General features: G+C 68.3%; 14 protein-coding genes and 1 tRNA gene. 6 read left to right on the top strand and 9 right to left on the bottom strand.

The annotated features are described in order from the left end of the window. Window positions 1–38: 38 nt before the first annotated feature. The 4 genes from Q0812_RS04905 (at window position 39) to Q0812_RS04890 (ending at window position 3,483) form a co-directional block, all read left to right on the top strand. Window positions 39–123 (top strand) — tRNA-Leu (locus Q0812_RS04905). A gap of 143 nt (window positions 124–266) precedes the next feature. After that, a complete protein-coding gene (tig, locus tag Q0812_RS04900; protein ID WP_302109215.1) occupies window positions 267–1,610 on the top strand; it encodes a trigger factor in 1,344 nt (447 codons plus the stop codon). Window positions 1,611–1,784: 174 nt separating this feature from the next. Next, window positions 1,785–2,708 carry a hypothetical protein gene (locus tag Q0812_RS04895; protein WP_302109156.1) on the top strand — a complete coding sequence of 308 codons (924 nt, stop codon included), beginning with the start codon at window positions 1,785–1,787 and terminating at the stop codon, window positions 2,706–2,708. Window positions 2,709–2,829: 121 nt separating this feature from the next. Continuing rightward, on the top strand, window positions 2,830–3,483 hold the full coding sequence (locus Q0812_RS04890) for an ATP-dependent Clp protease proteolytic subunit (protein ID WP_302109155.1): 654 nt from the start codon (window positions 2,830–2,832) through the stop codon (window positions 3,481–3,483). A gap of 9 nt (window positions 3,484–3,492) precedes the next feature. Here the strand turns inward: Q0812_RS04890 and Q0812_RS04885 are convergent, their stop codons facing one another. Beyond that, a complete protein-coding gene (locus Q0812_RS04885) occupies window positions 3,493–4,110 on the bottom strand; it encodes an HAD-IB family hydrolase (RefSeq protein WP_302109154.1) in 618 nt (205 codons plus the stop codon). A 221-nt stretch (window positions 4,111–4,331) separates the two neighbouring features. On the opposite strand from Q0812_RS04885, the gene clpX reads away from it, so the two are divergent. Further along, window positions 4,332–5,603: an ATP-dependent Clp protease ATP-binding subunit ClpX gene (clpX, locus tag Q0812_RS04880; protein ID WP_302109153.1), complete on the top strand. Its 1,272-nt coding sequence runs from the start codon at window positions 4,332–4,334 to the stop codon at window positions 5,601–5,603. 74 nt (window positions 5,604–5,677) lie between these two features. Here the strand turns inward: clpX and Q0812_RS04875 are convergent, their stop codons facing one another. From Q0812_RS04875 to Q0812_RS04860, 4 genes are all read right to left on the bottom strand, one after another. Next, complete coding sequence (locus Q0812_RS04875; RefSeq protein WP_302109152.1) at window positions 5,678–5,836, bottom strand: hypothetical protein; 159 nt, start codon at window positions 5,834–5,836, stop codon at window positions 5,678–5,680. 47 nt (window positions 5,837–5,883) lie between these two features. Continuing rightward, window positions 5,884–6,243 carry a response regulator gene (locus tag Q0812_RS04870; RefSeq protein ID WP_302109151.1) on the bottom strand — a complete coding sequence of 120 codons (360 nt, stop codon included), beginning with the start codon at window positions 6,241–6,243 and terminating at the stop codon, window positions 5,884–5,886. Window positions 6,244–6,308: 65 nt separating this feature from the next. Continuing rightward, entirely contained in the window at window positions 6,309–6,983 is a 675-nt protein-coding gene (locus tag Q0812_RS04865; RefSeq protein WP_302109150.1) for an MBL fold metallo-hydrolase, read from the bottom strand. An 88-nt stretch (window positions 6,984–7,071) separates the two neighbouring features. After that, a complete protein-coding gene (locus Q0812_RS04860; RefSeq protein WP_302109149.1) occupies window positions 7,072–8,691 on the bottom strand; it encodes an amino acid permease in 1,620 nt (539 codons plus the stop codon). A 156-nt stretch (window positions 8,692–8,847) separates the two neighbouring features. Between Q0812_RS04860 and hrpB the strand changes: the two genes are divergently transcribed. After that, complete coding sequence (gene hrpB / locus Q0812_RS04855; RefSeq protein WP_302109148.1) at window positions 8,848–11,286, top strand: ATP-dependent helicase HrpB; 2,439 nt, start codon at window positions 8,848–8,850, stop codon at window positions 11,284–11,286. Here the strand turns inward: hrpB and Q0812_RS04850 are convergent. The 4 genes from Q0812_RS04850 to Q0812_RS04835 all read right to left on the bottom strand — a co-directional run bounded on the left by Q0812_RS04850 (window position 11,283) and on the right by Q0812_RS04835 (window position 15,151). Continuing rightward, the gene (locus Q0812_RS04850) at window positions 11,283–12,086 is read right to left on the bottom strand and encodes a TrmH family RNA methyltransferase (RefSeq protein ID WP_302109147.1); all 804 of its coding nucleotides are present in this window, start codon (window positions 12,084–12,086) and stop codon (window positions 11,283–11,285) included. The two genes, hrpB and Q0812_RS04850, sit on opposite strands and share 4 nt — an antisense overlap. After that, a complete protein-coding gene (locus tag Q0812_RS04845) occupies window positions 12,083–12,976 on the bottom strand; it encodes an RsmD family RNA methyltransferase (protein ID WP_302109146.1) in 894 nt (297 codons plus the stop codon). The genes Q0812_RS04850 and Q0812_RS04845 overlap by 4 nt, the downstream gene beginning before the upstream one ends. A gap of 115 nt (window positions 12,977–13,091) precedes the next feature. After that, entirely contained in the window at window positions 13,092–14,780 is a 1,689-nt protein-coding gene (locus tag Q0812_RS04840; protein WP_302109145.1) for a M56 family metallopeptidase, read from the bottom strand. Then, entirely contained in the window at window positions 14,777–15,151 is a 375-nt protein-coding gene (locus Q0812_RS04835; protein ID WP_302109144.1) for a BlaI/MecI/CopY family transcriptional regulator, read from the bottom strand. The genes Q0812_RS04840 and Q0812_RS04835 overlap by 4 nt, the downstream gene beginning before the upstream one ends. Window positions 15,152–15,212: the final 61 nt, after the last annotated feature.

Raw genomic sequence — 15,212 nt, 5'->3', positions numbered from 1 at the left:
TTGCGGATCGCGCCGCCGTAGCCTAGACGCAACGCGATGCGGATGTGGCGGAACTGGTAGACGCACTGGATTTAGGTTCCAGCGCCGAGAGGCGTGGAGGTTCGAGTCCTCTCATCCGCACCAAGCCCTCCGTTGACCTGAGGGGGCTCAATCGACATAAGGGCCTCTTCCCGAAAGCCGCCCTCGCCGGGCGGCCTTCGCCGTTTTAACACCCCAGCCTTGCGGCGGCCGCCAGCGGCTTTCCCGCACCCGAGATCGTCATGTCCATGCAAGTCGTCGAAAAGTCCAACGAAGGCCTGAGCCGCGTTCTGTCGGTCACGGTCCCGTCTGCCGATCTGACCAGCAAGCTGGACGCCAAGATTTCCGAGATTCAGCCGAACCTGCGCCTCAAGGGTTTCCGCCCCGGGAAGGTGCCGGCGGCGCACGTGCGCAAGATGTACGGCCGCGACCTGATGGGCGAGATCATCAACGAAGCGGTCAACGAGACCAGCCAGAAGGCTCTGGACGAGGCCAAGGTGCGCCCGGCCGCTCCGGCCGAGATCACCCCGACCGTCGACATGGAACAGGTCGTGGCCGGCAAGGCCGACCTGTCCTACGACATGGCTCTGGAGGTCATGCCGGAGTTCAAGACGGTCGATCCCAAGTCGCTAAAGCTGAAGCGGCCGACCTACGCCCCCACCGACGCCGACGTGGAGGAGGAGCTGACGGGCATCGCCGCCCAGCAGCAGGTGTTCGAGGACAAGGGCGGCAAGGCCCCCAAGGCCGCCGATGGCGACCAGTTGATCATCGATTTCGTCGGCAAGTTGGACGGCGAGCCCTTTGAGGGTGGATCGGCAGAGGACGCGGCGCTGGTGATCGGCTCGGGCCGGTTCATCCCCGGCTTCGAAGAGCAGCTCAAGGGCGCCAAGGTCGGCGACGAGAAGCTGGTCGAGGTGACCTTTCCCGAGGACTATGGCGCCGCGCATCTGGCGGGCAAGCCCGCGACCTTCGAGGTCAAGGTGAAGGCGGTTAAGGCGCCCAAGGCCGCCGAGCTCAACGACGAGTTCGCCAAGCAGGTCGGGCTGGAGAGCCTGGACAAGCTGAAGGAACTGGTGCGCTCCAGCCTGGAGCAGCGCTTCGCCAACATGAGCCGCTTCAAGCTGAAGCGCGCGCTGCTGGACGTGCTGGATGAGAAGCACGACTTCCCGCTGCCGCCCAAAATGGTCGAGGCCGAGTTCGGCGCCATCTGGCAGCAGGTGGAGGCCGACAAGGCCGCTGGGCGTCTGCCGCCCGAGGACGCCAAGAAGTCCGATAAGAAGCTGAGGGACGAGTACCGCAAGATCGCCGAGCGCCGCGTGCGCCTGGGCCTGGTGCTGGCCGAGATCGGCCGTGAGAACAACGTGGGCGTCACCGACCAGGAGCTGTCCAACGCGGTGATGGCCGAGGCCCGCAACTATCCGGGCCAGGAGCGTCAGGTGCTGGACTTCTACCGCCAGAACCCCAACGCCGCCGCGCAACTGCGCGCGCCGATCTACGAGGAAAAGGTCTGCGACCTGGTCTTCGGCATGGCCAAGATCGACGACGAGGCGGTCAGCAAGGACGAGCTGCTGAAGGACGACGAGGAGGCGTAAGCCTCCCCGCGATCCCTTGCGGCGACCGGGGGCGGCGGCTCTGCCGTTCGCCGCGCCAGAGCGCCTGTTCGGCGGCGATTGGCGTACTCGCCAACAGCGTGTGTCCGTCCGCCGTCAGACGTGTTGACCAGGCAAGGGCGGATGCTTGACCGTCCCTGACGGGAGGAGCCCGTCATGTCCCTGATCGCCTTGATGCTCGCTGCCGCTCTGCAGGCGCAGCCCGCTGCTGCGCCCACCGACCAGGCTACCCCGGTCGACGAGGTGGTCGTCGAGGGCAGCCGGATTCGCGAGGCCATAGACGAGTATCTGGAGGCCATACCCGGCATTCGACCGGGCGGTCGCATGGTCCGCTGGGACCGGGAGCTCTGCGGCGAGGTCTTCAATATGGACCCAGCGCACGCGCAGGTGCTGCTGGATCGCATCGCTCAGGTGGCGCTGGAGCTTGGCCTGGAGCCGGGAGGGCCGGGGTGTGAGCCCAACCTGACCATCGTGCTGGCCGGCGATGGCGATCAGATGGCGCACCAGATTTCCAATGAGCGGCGGACGTCCATGATGATCCCGCCCGATGCGATGGGCGCAGGCGTCAACACCGGCTCTCCGCGCCAGCTGCGTCAATGGGTGAACAGCAGCCGGCCTGTCCGATGGTGGATCGTCACCCAGTGGGCGGCTGCGGACGATGGATCAGCGCCGGTCATGGTCGCCGGGGTCGACTTCCCCGCCGTGCGGGGAGGGTCGTGCGGATCGCACGTGGCGGGTTGTTCGCGCGAGGACATCCTGAAGTCGGTCATCGTCGTGGACGCGGCCCAGATCGGCTCGGTCCGCTTCGGCGACCTGGCCGATTACCTGGCCATGGTGTCGCTCGTGCAGATCGATCCGGCCTCTGACACGAGTCAGATGGACACCATCCTGAATCTGTTCAATTCCAACTATCAAGGCGTGCCGCCAACAGGGCTGACGGACTGGGACAGGGCATACTTGCAGTCGGTTTACGAAGCGCGGCGGGGGGTCTTCCGCGTCAACCAGCAGATGAACGACGTGCGCCGCCGCATGCGCGACCGGCTGGGTGGCGACGAGGGCCCCCTGCGTCCCCGGAACTGAGGCGTTAACCCGCTTCGCCTTGCAAGCCGGGCGTGGGGACGCGATATCCGGGGCTGAGCCATTCCAGCGGCGCGATTCTTGAAGCGCGCCGTTCGACCTACGCCCGCGAGCAGGAAGCCCGATGTCCGATATCTTTCACACGTCCATGAATCTGGTGCCCATGGTGGTCGAGCAGACCAGCCGGGGCGAGCGCGCCTACGACATCTTCTCGCGCCTGCTCAAGGAGCGGATCATCTTCGTCACCGGTCCGATCGAGGACAACATGGCGGCCCTGATCTGCTCGCAGCTGCTGTTCCTGGAGTCCGAAAACCCCAAGAAGGACATCGCCATGTACATCAACTCGCCGGGCGGGGTGGTGACGGCGGGCCTCGCGATCTACGACACCATGCAGTACATCAAGAGCCCGGTGGCCACGGTGTGCATGGGTATGGCGGCCTCGATGGGCTCGTTCCTGCTGATGGCCGGCGCCAAGGGTCAGCGCATCGCGCTGCCGAACGCGCGCATCATGGTGCACCAGCCCTCGGGCGGCTTCCGCGGCCAGGCCTCGGACATCGAGCGCCACGCCGAAGACATCATCAAGACCAAGCGCCGGCTGAACGAGCTGTATGCCCAGCATACCGGCCAGCCGATTGAAGTGGTCGAGAAGACCCTGGACCGCGACCATTTCATGGACGCCCACGAGGCCAAGGCCTGGGGCCTGGTCGATGAGGTTCAGACCTATCGCCAGCCGGATTCGCCGGGCGCGCCCAGCGAGGGCGAGAAGAAACCGGAATAGAACGGCCCGCTATGGGCGGGCGGTGAACAGCCGGTACCCTGGCGTCCTGGCCCGCTCGAGCATCTCGGTATCGCCCGAGGTGTCGCCATAGGCGGCCTCGAGGTCGAAATCGGGTCCCAAGAGGGCCTCCAGGCGGCGCACCTTCTCCGGGCCTCGACAGTTGTCGCAGGCGAAGGCGCCCGTGACGCGGTCGCGGGCGTCGAACGCCAGTTGGGTGCCAAGCAGGTCGTCCGCGCCCAGGCGGCGGGCGAAGGGGCCGACCGTCAGGTCGGGTGAGGCGGTGACGATGATCAGCCGGGCCCCCTTCGACCTCCAGTCGTTCCAGCAGGCCAGGGCGTCGGGGCGCATGAAGCGATCCCAGACCTTGTCGCAGAAGGCCTCCGCGGCCTCTTCCAGCCTCCGCCGCTCCATGCCGCGCAGAAAGGCGTTCACCGCCGCCGCCTTGATGCGGCCTCGGTCGCGGTGGAAAGCATAGGCGAAGGCGTCAGGGGCGAGCCTGCTCCAGCGCAGCGGCCAGACGACGCCCAGCCGGTCCTTCAGGAAGTTCGTGAAGCTGTCGGCGACGGTGAGGGTCCCGTCAAAGTCGAAGGCGACGATAGGACGCGGGTCGTGGCGCTGGGCGGTCATTGTCCCCATCTAGGACAGGCCGGTCCGGTCTGGCGAGCGGTAAGCGGGGCGTTCACGCCTTTGCGAGACGGTCGGCAAAGGGTTGTTCGGGGGCTCAGGATCGGGGATTGTCGATTTCTTAGACCCTGGCGGCCCATAATGTGCATGAGTCGGGATGGGGCGTGTCGCGCCCTGGTCGGGAAGCGGACGCCCAGTGGGGCGTCGGAGTGGTGAGACGAGCTATGACGAAAGCCGCGGGCGGGGACGCCAAGAGCACGCTGTATTGCTCTTTCTGCGGAAAGAGCCAGCACGAAGTGCGCAAGCTCATCGCCGGACCGACCGTGTTCATCTGCGACGAGTGCGTCGAGTTGTGCATGGACATCATCCGCGAAGAGCACAAGATCGCCTTCGTGAAGTCCAAGGACGGCGTTCCCACGCCGCGGGAGATCCGCGACGTGCTGGACGACTATGTCATCGGTCAGGACCACGCCAAGAAGGTCCTCGCGGTCGCGGTGCACAACCACTACAAGCGCCTGAACCACGCGACGAAGAACAACGACGTCGAGCTGGCCAAGTCCAACATCCTGCTGGTGGGGCCGACGGGCTCGGGCAAGACGCTGCTAGCCCAGACCCTGGCGCGCATCATCGACGTGCCCTTCACCATGGCCGACGCCACCACCCTGACCGAAGCCGGTTATGTGGGCGAGGACGTCGAGAACATCGTGCTGAAGCTGCTGCAGGCGGCCGACTACAACGTCGAGCGGGCCCAGCGCGGCATCGTCTACATCGACGAGATCGACAAGATCAGCCGCAAGTCGGACAACCCCTCCATCACTCGCGACGTGTCAGGCGAGGGCGTGCAGCAGGCCCTGCTGAAAATCATGGAAGGCACGGTCGCCTCCGTGCCGCCCCAGGGCGGGCGCAAGCATCCGCAGCAGGAGTTCCTGCAGGTCGACACGACCAACATCCTGTTCATCTGCGGCGGGGCCTTTGCGGGCCTGGAGAAGGTGATCTCGGCGCGCGGCGACGCGGCCTCGATCGGCTTCGGCGCCAAGGTCAAGGAGATCGACGAGCGCCGCACCGGTGAAATCCTGCGCGGCGTTGAGCCGGACGATCTGATGCGCTTCGGTCTGATCCCTGAGTTCATCGGCCGTCTGCCGGTCATCGCCACGCTCGAGGACCTGGACGAGACCGCCCTGATCAAGATCCTGACCGAGCCCAAAAACGCCCTGGTCAAGCAGTACGCCCGTCTGTTCGAGATGGAGAATGTGGGCCTGACCTTCACCGACGACGCCCTGGCGGCCATCGCCAAGAAGGCCATCAGCCGCAAGACCGGCGCCCGGGGCCTGCGCTCGATCATGGAAGGCATCCTTCTGGAGACCATGTTCGAGGCGCCGACCTTTGACGGCGTCGAGGAGGTGGTGGTCAACGCGGAGGTGGTCGAGGGTCGCGCCCAGCCGCTGCTGATCTACGCCGAGCGCAAGCAGGCGGCGGAGAAGGGCGGAGCGGCCTAGGCTCCCTACGCATGCCAAGCTGAGTTCCGAAAGTCCGCGGCGAGCCGCGGCCTTTTCTGTTTCCGGGTCGGAATTCAGTCGTGCGGACGCGAGTCCCCCGGATTGGCCACGCCGGGGTCGGGCGGCGGGATGTCGACGGGCGCCTGGCCCGGCTCGATCTCAGGCATGGGAACGGCGCCGGGCTCGATCTCGGGCGACGGGCCGCCCGGCGGCGTGGGTTCGATATAGGTCATGACGGCTCCCTGATGTTCAGGGAGAACCGCTCAGCGGACCGCTTGGTTCAGCGCGGAAAACCCAGGCTGCGCGTGGCGGCGGCCAGATCGTCCTCGGTATAGGGCTTGGGCAGCACCACAACGCGGTCGTCATCGGCGAAACGGGCGCGCAGCTCCTCGCGGTCGTAGCCCGAGGCCACCACCACCGACAGCTCCGGCGCGAGGGCGCGCAGCTGCCGGGCCAGATCGTCGCCGCGCATGTCGGGCAGGCCAACGTCGATCAGGGCCAGGTCGGGCCGCTGGTCCTCGAAATGCTTCAGCGCCTCGGCCCCCGTGCCAGCCGAACGTGCGTTGAAGCCGAGGGCGCTCAGGGCCTCCTCGGCGATCATGGCGACAAGAGCTTCGTCTTCGACAAGAAGGGCGCGCAAGGGGAACTCTTTCACTCTGATTTCCGGCCCACCTTACATGGTTGTGGGTCAGGACGCGAATAGACTCAATCGGCGGATCGCCGCAGGGCTGAGTCTGACACGAAGGGGTTCGAGCGCCGTTCGTCCCCGAAGGTGGACATGGGGCCGTGGCCTGGGACGAAGCGCACGTCGTCGCCCAGGGGCCAAAGCCGTCCGGTGATGGCGTCCAGCAGGTCCTGATGATTGCCGCGCGGGAAGTCGGTGCGGCCGATGGAGCCCTTGAACAGCACGTCCCCAACCTGCGCGAAGCGGGCTTCGCGATTGAAGAACACCACGTGGCCAGGCGTATGTCCGGGGCAATGGATCACCTCCCAGACCGTGTCGCCCAGGGCGACCTGGTCGCCGTGCTGAAGCCAACGGTCGGTCGTGAACGTCCTGGCCTCCGGCATGCCGTAGAGGGCGCCCTGGGTCTCGATCTTCTCGATCCAGAAGAGGTCGTCCCGGTGCGGGCCTTCGATGGGGCAGCCGCTCTTGGCCTTCAGCTCGGCCGTGGCCCCGGCGTGGTCGAGATGGCCGTGGGTGACCCAAATCTTCTCAAGCGTCAGGCCGCGTCGGGCGATCTCGCCCAGAATGGCGTCGATCTCACCGCCGGGATCGATCACGGCGGCCTTCCTGGTGGCCTCGCACCAGACAACGGTGCAGTTCTGCTGCAGGGGTGTGACCGGGACGATAAAGGCGCCGACGGGCGAGGGGGTGCTCATGACGCCGAAATAGGGCGGTCGTCCGCTTCCGGCAAAGGAAAAGGCCCGGAGATCGCTCTCCGGGCCTCTCGCCTGATGGGCGCCTTAGTTAGTGATGCCCGCGTCCGTCGTCGGTGGGCGACGGGGCTCCCGGCATGGGCGGCACCGGACCCGGAGGGGCGTCGGGGTCCAGCTCGGGCACATCGAACATGCCACGGCCCACATGGCTCTTGCGGATGCCATAGAGCAGGTAGACCACCAGGCCGATACCGCCCCAGATGGGCAGAACCATCTTGGCGTCGAAGGGCAGGTTCCAGAACAGGAAGGCGCAGCCCGCCGCCGAGATCGGGGCGATGATCCACACCAGCGGCATGCGGAACGGACGATGGCGCTTAGGATCCTTGACGCGCAGCATCAGCACCGCAAGCGACACCATGAAGAAGGCGAACAGGGTGCCGGAGTTGGAGATGTCCGCCAGCTGTCCGACCGGGAACAGGGCCGCGGCGATGGCCACGGCGACGCCGGTGAACAGGGTGACGATGTGCGGCGTCTTCCACTTCGGGTGAACCCTGGAGAAGGCTTCCGGCAGCAGGCCGTCGCGGGCCATCACGAAGAAGATGCGGGTCTGGCCGTAGATCATCATCAGGATGACTGAGGGCAGGGCCAGCATGGCCGCGATGCCGAGCGCATTGCCGACGGCCGGGAAGTTGATCTCGCGCAGGACGTGCGCCAGGGCTTCGTTGGAGCATACGAGCCGATCGGCGTTCTCAGCCAGCTGGCAGGCGGCGATGAAGGCGGCGGAGCCCGGCTGCACGGCCGAGCCGTCCGCGCCGACCACGGGCTGAGCGCCGATAGCGCCGACGGCTCCGACAGCGACCATGAGGTAGAAGACAGTGCAGATGGCCAGCGAGCCGATCAGGCCGATGGGCACGTTGCGCTGGGGGTTCTTGGTCTCCTCGGCGGCCGTCGAGACGGCGTCGAAGCCGACGTAGGCGAAGAAGATCGACGCGGCCGCGCCGACGATGCCCATGCCCGTCGTGTTCTCAGGGCCGAACCAGCCGTTCGGGGCGAAGGGCGAGAAGTTGCCCGTCTGCAGGATCGGCAGAGTCAGAACGACGAAGACGGTCAGGGCGGCGACCTTGACGACCACGAGCAGGGCGTTAACGCGCGCGCTCTCGGTCGTGCCGATCATCAGCAGCATGGTCACGGCCAGGGCCACGACAATGGCCGGAATGTTGACGACGCCGGCGGAGAAATCGGGCGTGGGGACGAAACCGTTCATGGTCCAGGCCGGTCCTGCCTGAAGCATGTCTGGCCAGTCGAAATGGAGTGCGTTTTCTATCAAGCCCAACACATAGCCGGACCACCCCACCGACACGGCGGAGGCGGCGACGGCGTATTCCAGGATCAACGCCCAGCCGACCATCCAGGCCAGCAGTTCGCCCATGACGGCGTAGGTGTAGGTGTAGGCTGAGCCGGACACCGGGGCCATGGAGGCCAGTTCCGAGTAGCACAGGGCCGCCACGGCGCAGACCGCGCCGGCGATGACGAAGCTGATCATCATGCCCGGCCCGGCCTTCTGCGAGGCGGCGGCCGTGAGCACGAAAATGCCCGTGCCGATGATGGCGCCGACGCCCAGAAGCGTCAGCTGGAACGCACCCAGCGAGCGGTGCAGCGATTTTTTCTGAGCCGTCGCCAGAATCGCGTCGAGCGACTTAACGCGCCACATGAAGATTCCCCTCCCGAATGGCGGATCATCCGCCGACTGGGGCGGGACGCTAACCGCGCGAAAGGCCGCTGGCAACGCGGTTTCCGCTTGGTGAACATTCAATGTCGCGAAGGTGAAGGCCCTTGCCGTCGCGGCCCGGCCCGCTAGACCCCGCACATGCTGCCCATCGACGCCGTCCTCGAGGAGCTGAAGTCCGCGCTGCGTGAGCATACGCGGGCTGTTCTCGTCGCCCCTCCAGGCGCCGGCAAGACGACTGGCGTTCCCCCGGCCCTGCTCGATCAGCCTTGGGCGCCAGGCGGGCGCATCGTTGTGCTGGAGCCGCGAAGGCTGGCCGCGAAGGGGGCTGCGGCCCGCATGGCGGCGGTGGCCGCAGAATCCCTCGGCGCGACCTTCGGCTATCGCGTACGCATGGAAAGCCGCGTCAGCGCCCAAACCCGGGTCGAGGTGGTCACGGAGGGCGTCTTTACGCGTCTGCTGATGGACGATCCGTCTCTGGAGGGCGTGGCGGCGGTCCTGTTCGACGAGTTTCACGAGCGAAGTCTGGAGGCGGACCTGGGGCTGGCCCTGGCGCTGGAATGCCAGGCAGTCATGCGGCCCGACCTGCGCCTTCTAGTGATGTCGGCGACGTTGGACGGCGCTCGGGTGGCGAGGCTCCTCGATGGGGCGCCCGTCATTCAATCCGAGGGCCGGGCCTATCCGGTGGACACCCGCTATCTGGGTCGTGACCCGCGTGAGCGACTTGAGGAGGGCGTCGCCCGCGCCGTCATGAGGGCGCTCGCCGAGGAGGATGGTTCCGTGCTGGCCTTCCTGCCGGGGCAGGGCGAGATCGAGCGCGTGCGTGAGCGCCTCGAGGAACGGCTGCGCGATCGACCCATAGACATCGCCCCCCTGTATGGCGCGCTCGACGTGGCGGATCAGGACGCCGCCATCCGCCCGGCCGGGCCGGACCGGCGCAAGGTGGTTCTGGCCACCGCCATCGCCGAGACCAGCCTGACCATCGAAGGCGTGCGTGTCGTCATAGACGGCGGCTTCACCCGGGCGCCGCGCTATGATCCGGCCAGCGGCCTGACACGACTGGAGACGATCCGCGTTTCGCGGGCCGAGGCGGATCAGCGCCGGGGTCGGGCGGGCCGGACCGCATCGGGCGTCTGTTATCGCCTGTGGGACGAGGAAGAGACACGAGGGCTGAAGCCCTTCGCCACCCCCGAAATTCTGGCGGCGGACCTGTCCGGCTTCGCCCTGACCTTGGCCCAATGGGGTCTGAAGGACGCTTCCGGCCTGGCCCTTCTGAACCCGCCGCCCGCCGGGCCCTTCGCCGAGGCGCGAGCCCTGCTGGCGCGTCTGGGGGCGCTGGATGGTCTGGGCGTCCTGACCCCGCACGGTCGGGCCATGGCGGCCATGGCCGCGCCGCCACGCCTCGCGCACATGATGCTTGAGGGCACCCGCTTGGGCTCTGGTCGCACGGCCGCCGAGCTGGCTGTGCTGTTGACCGAACGGGGCCTGGGTGGACGTGATCCGGACCTCGACGAGCGCCTGCGAATGTTCCGCAGGGACCGAGGCCCGCGCGCGCGCCGCGCCATGCAGATGGCCGCCCGCTGGATGCGCCAGCTGGGCGATGATGGGGATGGGGCGGCGGGACCGCTGGTCGCCCTGGCCTATCCCGAACGGGTCGCCAAGGCGCGTGGCGGCGTGGGTGAGTTCCTGACCGTGGCCGGGCGCGGCCTGCGGCTGGAGCCCACCGAGACCCTGGCGCGCACTGAATGGCTGGCGGTGGCCGAACTAGGTTCGGGCGCCTCGTCCGATCGCATCCTGTCGGCGGCGGCGCTGACGGCGGAGCAGGTGTTTCAGGTCTTGGGCGATCAGATCGAGGAACAGGTCCGCCTGGATCAGCGACCCGATGGACGACTGGCGGGGCGGCGTATCCGGCGCTTGGGCCGTATCGTCCTGTCGGAAGAGCCCATGGCGGCCGTGCCCCCGGACGCGGTGATGTCGGCGCTGCTGGAACAGGTGCGCGAACGGGGTCTGGAGGCGCTGCCCTGGGGCGAGCGCGGCGCGGCCCTGCGGGCGCGGTTGGCGTTCCTGCGCGCGCACGAGCCTGACGCCGGATGGCCCGACGTGTCCGACGAAGCCCTGTTGGCCGATCTGGACGTCTGGCTGCGGCCGCTGCTGAGCGGCCGACGTGCGTTGAGCGAGATCGGCTCCGGGGCGCTCGCCCAGGCGTTGAAGGACCGTGTGGACTGGTCGCTGCAACGAAGACTGGATCAAGCCGGGCCCGAGGCGTTCGAGGCGCCCACGGGCACACGCGCGCCCATCGACTACGCCGCCGAGGGCGGCCCGCGCATAGAGATCAGGGTCCAGGAGCTGTTCGGTCTGACGCGCCATCCCACGGTCCTCGAAGGGCGCGTCCCACTGACCATTTCCCTGCTGTCGCCGGCCCGGCGACCGATCCAGGTGACGCGGGATCTGCCCGGCTTCTGGAGGGGGTCCTGGGCGTCGGTCAGGTCCGAGATGCGCGGCCGCTATCCCAAGCATCCTTGGCCCGAGGATCCCGCCGCAGCGCCGCCCACCACACGGGCCAAGCCGCGTGGAACCTAAGACTCCAGCGTGTCGGTCACCGCATAGATCATGATCCCGGTGGCGACGGCCAGGTTCAGGCTGTCGGCCCGCCCGCGCATGGGGATCTTTACGCCCAGTTCGCACGCGGCGGCGGCCTCGGGACTGAGCCCTTGAGCCTCATTGCCCATGACGACCAGGGTCGGCGCCTGGTAGGCCGCCTGTCGATAATGGACGGCCCCGTCTAGCCGCGCCCCGACAGAGATGCCGGGCCAGGTCTGCAGCCAGGCCAGGAACGCCTCACGCGTGCAACGAACCAGTGGCACGGCGAAGACCGAGCCCATGGTCGCCCGAACCGCCTCCACTGAAAACGGATCGGTGCAGTCGCCCACGAGGATGACCGCGCCACAGCCGGCGGCGTCCGCCGTGCGGATGATGGCGCCCAGGTTGCCGGGGTCGCGCACATCCTCAAGGGCGACCCAGCAGGGGGCCGTCTCGGGCTTGAGCGCCTCCAGATCCGCGAACCGCTGCTCGAACACGGCCACGACAGCCTGGGGGTTCTCCTTGCGCGAGACTTTGGCGAGGATGTCGTGGGTGACGCGAATGACCTCGCCGCCGGCGTTGCGGGTTTCGGCCATGGCGCGCTCAAGCAGGGGATGGGGGCGAGCGTCGCGGCCCACCATCAGAATGCGGGGCGAGAACCCCAGGTCCAGCGCCTCGCCCACGAACTTCAGCCCCTCGGACAGGAACCGCCCCGTCTCCTCGCGCGACTTCTTCATGTGCAAGGCGCGCACGGCCTTGACCGTCGGGTTGGTCAGGGACTCGATGATGCGGTCGCTCATTCGGCGCTCCAGCGCGCAAAGAAGCTGAGGCCGATCGCGCGGCCATCCTCGCCCTCTTCGGCCAGAGCAAGCTCGCCCCAGTCCACCACGCCGCCGCGTTCCGCCAGCGCGTCCCGCAGCAGCTGCGCCAGCGACAGCCCGGAAATCCGCGCCGCATAGGCGTTGATAAGGAGGAACGACGCGTCCGGCGACAAGACCCGTACGCAGTCAGCGATCAGGCCGGGCGTGTCCTCGAACAGGCGCCAGACGTCTCCGTCCGGACCCCGTCCATACTTGGGGGGATCGAGAACGATTCCCTCATATTGTGAGGCGCGCTTCACCTCACGTGTCAGATATTTGCGGGCGTCCTCGACGATCCAGCGCACGGGCGCCTCAGCCAGGCCGGACAACTCCGCGTTCTGGCGGGCCCAGGCCACGGCCTTTTTGGAGGCGTCCACGTGCGTCACGCGCGCGCCGGCCGCAGCCATGGCCAGGCTGGCGACGCCCGTATAGCCGAACAGGTTCAGCACGCGGGGTTGATCCAGCGTTCGCACGCGCCCGGTCAGCCATTCCCAGTTGGCGGCCTGTTCCGGGAAGAAGGCCAGATGCCGGAAAGCGGTGAAGCGGCCGTGGAAGCGGACGTCTCGCCAACCTAGGGGAAAGCTGTCCGGCTGCGGCGCGGCGAAGCGCCAGCGGCCGGCGTCCTCCTCGTCGGACGGGTCGAACTCCGCGTCCGGCGCGTCCCACAGGGCGGGCTCCCGCGGACCCCACAGGCATTGAGGCTCGGGCCGCACCACACGCCTGTCGCCATACCGTTCCAGTTTGCGGCCATGGCCGCTGTCGAGGAGGGCGTAATCCTCCCATGGGCGGGTGACGAGGGTCGTGGGCTGATCGGCGATGCGCGGTGCCATGGGGCTGGCATAGGCTGTGGGGCTTAATGCCGTCCAGAGGGAGCGGGGTTCGCAAAAAAAGAAACGCCGCCCGGCTGGAACCGAGCGGCGCCACTTGGCGCTGGGCGCGGCGGGCCTAGTCCCGGCTGCGGGACTGTTCACGCATGCGGGCCGCGCCTTCCTCCATGCGGTCGGCGCCCTCCAACATGCGGGGGATTGCGTCGAGCAGCTCCTGGTCGGTGACCGGATGGCCCCGGCGCGCCTGCTCTTCGATCTGACGCGCGCGATAGGCGGGGTCGCGCAAGCGCTGGGCCTCTTCGCGCATCTGGCGGGCGCCGCGCTCCATCTCGTCGGCGCCCCGGCTCATCTCGACGCGCGCGGCGGCCATTTCGCGGGCCGCGTGGGCGCGCGCCTCGGCCGCTACGGCATGGGCGCGGTCACGATGAACCGCGGCTTCCGCCCGGGCGCGAGCCGCCTCCTGGACAGCCACGTGCGCCTGGGCCCTGGCTTCAGCGGCGTGGGCGAGCGCCTGCTCACGGTGAACCATCGCCTCGGCGCGAGCCTGAGCAGCCAGTTCCCGAGCGACGCCGGCCTGCGCCCGCGCCGCCTCGGCTTGGGCGAGAGCAGCTTCCATCTCCTGTCGTTCTTCGGCGGTCAGCGGGCGGCGGGACCCATCGGCCTGGATCACATAGGCCTCGCCGTCGTCGCTGACATAGCGAACCGTGCGATTGTCGGTCGTCACGGAGATCTGGCGGTTCTCTTGAGCGACCGTCGCTGTGGCGACCTCGGTGACGATCGCGGCCACGGGAAGGGCGAGCGTGTCGGCGGCGGTCGTGACCGCCTCGGAGACGGTCGCCGGCGCTGCGCGAGCGGTCAGCTCCACGGCCGCCAGCGGCGTCGCGACGACGACGAGGGCGGCGATGGCGGCGCCGATCATCCAGGGTCGGGCCGGGGAGGGGGTGCGATCAGACATTATGGACTTGATCCTTTCGGCGAGGGTTCGGGCCGGGCCGGTCATGCCGACGGCGGCGATGGGGTTGGTGGAATGCGGGGCCCGGGCGGCCAGGCCGATCAGGGTCCGGGCGTAGATTTCGCGGTCCACGCGGCGCACGACCGCCTCGTCGACGGCCTTTTCGGACAGCCGGTTCAGTTCGCGCGCGGTCAGCCAGACCAGAGGATTGATCCAGAACAGGGCGACGGCGAGCCGCGAGAGGGCCAGGAACAGCCAGTCCGCCCGCCGGATATGCGCCAGCTCGTGGGCGAGAACGGCTTCGGCCTGGTCAGGCTCCGACACTTGGGCCGGGCTGATCAGTATGCAGCCGGGCGAGACGCCCCAGCTGAGCGGGGCGGTCACGGCGCCGCTGGCGCGAAGACGTGGCGGTCGGGCGGGCGCGAGGCGTCGCAGGGCGGCGAGCCAGTCGCTCTGATCCACTCGGCGCCCCTGACGGCTCCAGTGGGCGAGGGTCAGCCAGCCTAGAAAGAAGCGGCCGAGGATCGCGGCGGCGACCAGAGCCCAAAGCAGGACGCCCCAGGTCCACAGCGGCGGCAGGGTCAGGACGGCCGAGACACGGGCCGCGGGCAGGGGCAGGGAAGCCTCCACCACCGCCGCTTGAGCGGCGACTGGCGGCGCGGGCTGCAGAACGCCGAGGCGCAGGTCCGGGCCCCACAGGGACAAGAAGGGCAGCGCCAGCAGAATCAGGATGGTGGCCCGAAGGACGCGGGCGCGCTCCGCAGCCGACCGCTCCCGCAGCAGCGCCGCCAGGCCGAGACCGGCTGCGGCGACCAGGGCGGACTTGAGAAGGAGCACCGAGAGCGTCGCGATCATTGACCGCGCTCCTTGGCCTGGTCGATGGCGCGCTCCAGAGCCGCCAGCTCCTCGGGCTTGAGGGTTCGCGTCATGCCCAGCAGGGCCGTGGCCGCGCTGGCCGCAGATCCCTGGAAGAAGGTGTCGATCACCCGGTTGAGGGCGCCGGCGGCCACGCTGTCGGGGCTCGGAGCGGGACTATAGAGGTTGCCGGCCTCGCCGGTCTGACGCCGGACCAGACCCTTCGCCTCAAGGCGTGTAAGCAGCGTGCGGACCGCCGAATCGCTGAGCGGTGCATCCAGCGCCTGGCGGACCCCCGCCACTGTGCCGCCACCGAGGCGGCAGAGCGCCTCGAACACGTCGCGCTCCCGTCGCGGCAGGGTCTCAATCATCTCGGCCTCGCTACATCCGTAGCGCGACACTTGTGGCGGACCATGGCGATAATGTGGCGGG

It is taken from the genome of Peiella sedimenti, assembly GCF_030504955.1.
In the GTDB taxonomy this organism is placed as follows: Bacteria; Pseudomonadota; Alphaproteobacteria; order Caulobacterales; family Caulobacteraceae; genus Brevundimonas; species Brevundimonas sedimenti.
Note: the sequence above shows the minus strand (reverse complement) of the source record. Positions and strands in the feature narration are given on the sequence as shown.

What these genes read in the sequence shown, in the direction of transcription:
- tig (WP_302109215.1), top strand. Translation starts at nt 267, where the DNA reads ATGCAAGTCGTCGAAAAGTCCAACGAAGGCCTGAGCCGCGTTCTGTCG.
- Q0812_RS04895 (WP_302109156.1), top strand. Translation starts at nt 1,785, where the DNA reads ATGTCCCTGATCGCCTTGATGCTCGCTGCCGCTCTGCAGGCGCAGCCC.
- Q0812_RS04890 (WP_302109155.1), top strand. Translation starts at nt 2,830, where the DNA reads ATGTCCGATATCTTTCACACGTCCATGAATCTGGTGCCCATGGTGGTC.
- Q0812_RS04885 (WP_302109154.1), bottom strand. Translation starts at nt 4,110, where the DNA reads ATGACCGCCCAGCGCCACGACCCGCGTCCTATCGTCGCCTTCGACTTT.
- clpX (WP_302109153.1), top strand. Translation starts at nt 4,332, where the DNA reads ATGACGAAAGCCGCGGGCGGGGACGCCAAGAGCACGCTGTATTGCTCT.
- Q0812_RS04875 (WP_302109152.1), bottom strand. Translation starts at nt 5,836, where the DNA reads ATGACCTATATCGAACCCACGCCGCCGGGCGGCCCGTCGCCCGAGATC.
- Q0812_RS04865 (WP_302109150.1), bottom strand. Translation starts at nt 6,983, where the DNA reads ATGAGCACCCCCTCGCCCGTCGGCGCCTTTATCGTCCCGGTCACACCC.
- Q0812_RS04860 (WP_302109149.1), bottom strand. Translation starts at nt 8,691, where the DNA reads ATGTGGCGCGTTAAGTCGCTCGACGCGATTCTGGCGACGGCTCAGAAA.
- hrpB (WP_302109148.1), top strand. Translation starts at nt 8,848, where the DNA reads ATGCTGCCCATCGACGCCGTCCTCGAGGAGCTGAAGTCCGCGCTGCGT.
- Q0812_RS04850 (WP_302109147.1), bottom strand. Translation starts at nt 12,086, where the DNA reads ATGAGCGACCGCATCATCGAGTCCCTGACCAACCCGACGGTCAAGGCC.
- Q0812_RS04845 (WP_302109146.1), bottom strand. Translation starts at nt 12,976, where the DNA reads ATGGCACCGCGCATCGCCGATCAGCCCACGACCCTCGTCACCCGCCCA.
- Q0812_RS04840 (WP_302109145.1), bottom strand. Translation starts at nt 14,780, where the DNA reads ATGATCGCGACGCTCTCGGTGCTCCTTCTCAAGTCCGCCCTGGTCGCC.
- Q0812_RS04835 (WP_302109144.1), bottom strand. Translation starts at nt 15,151, where the DNA reads ATGATTGAGACCCTGCCGCGACGGGAGCGCGACGTGTTCGAGGCGCTC.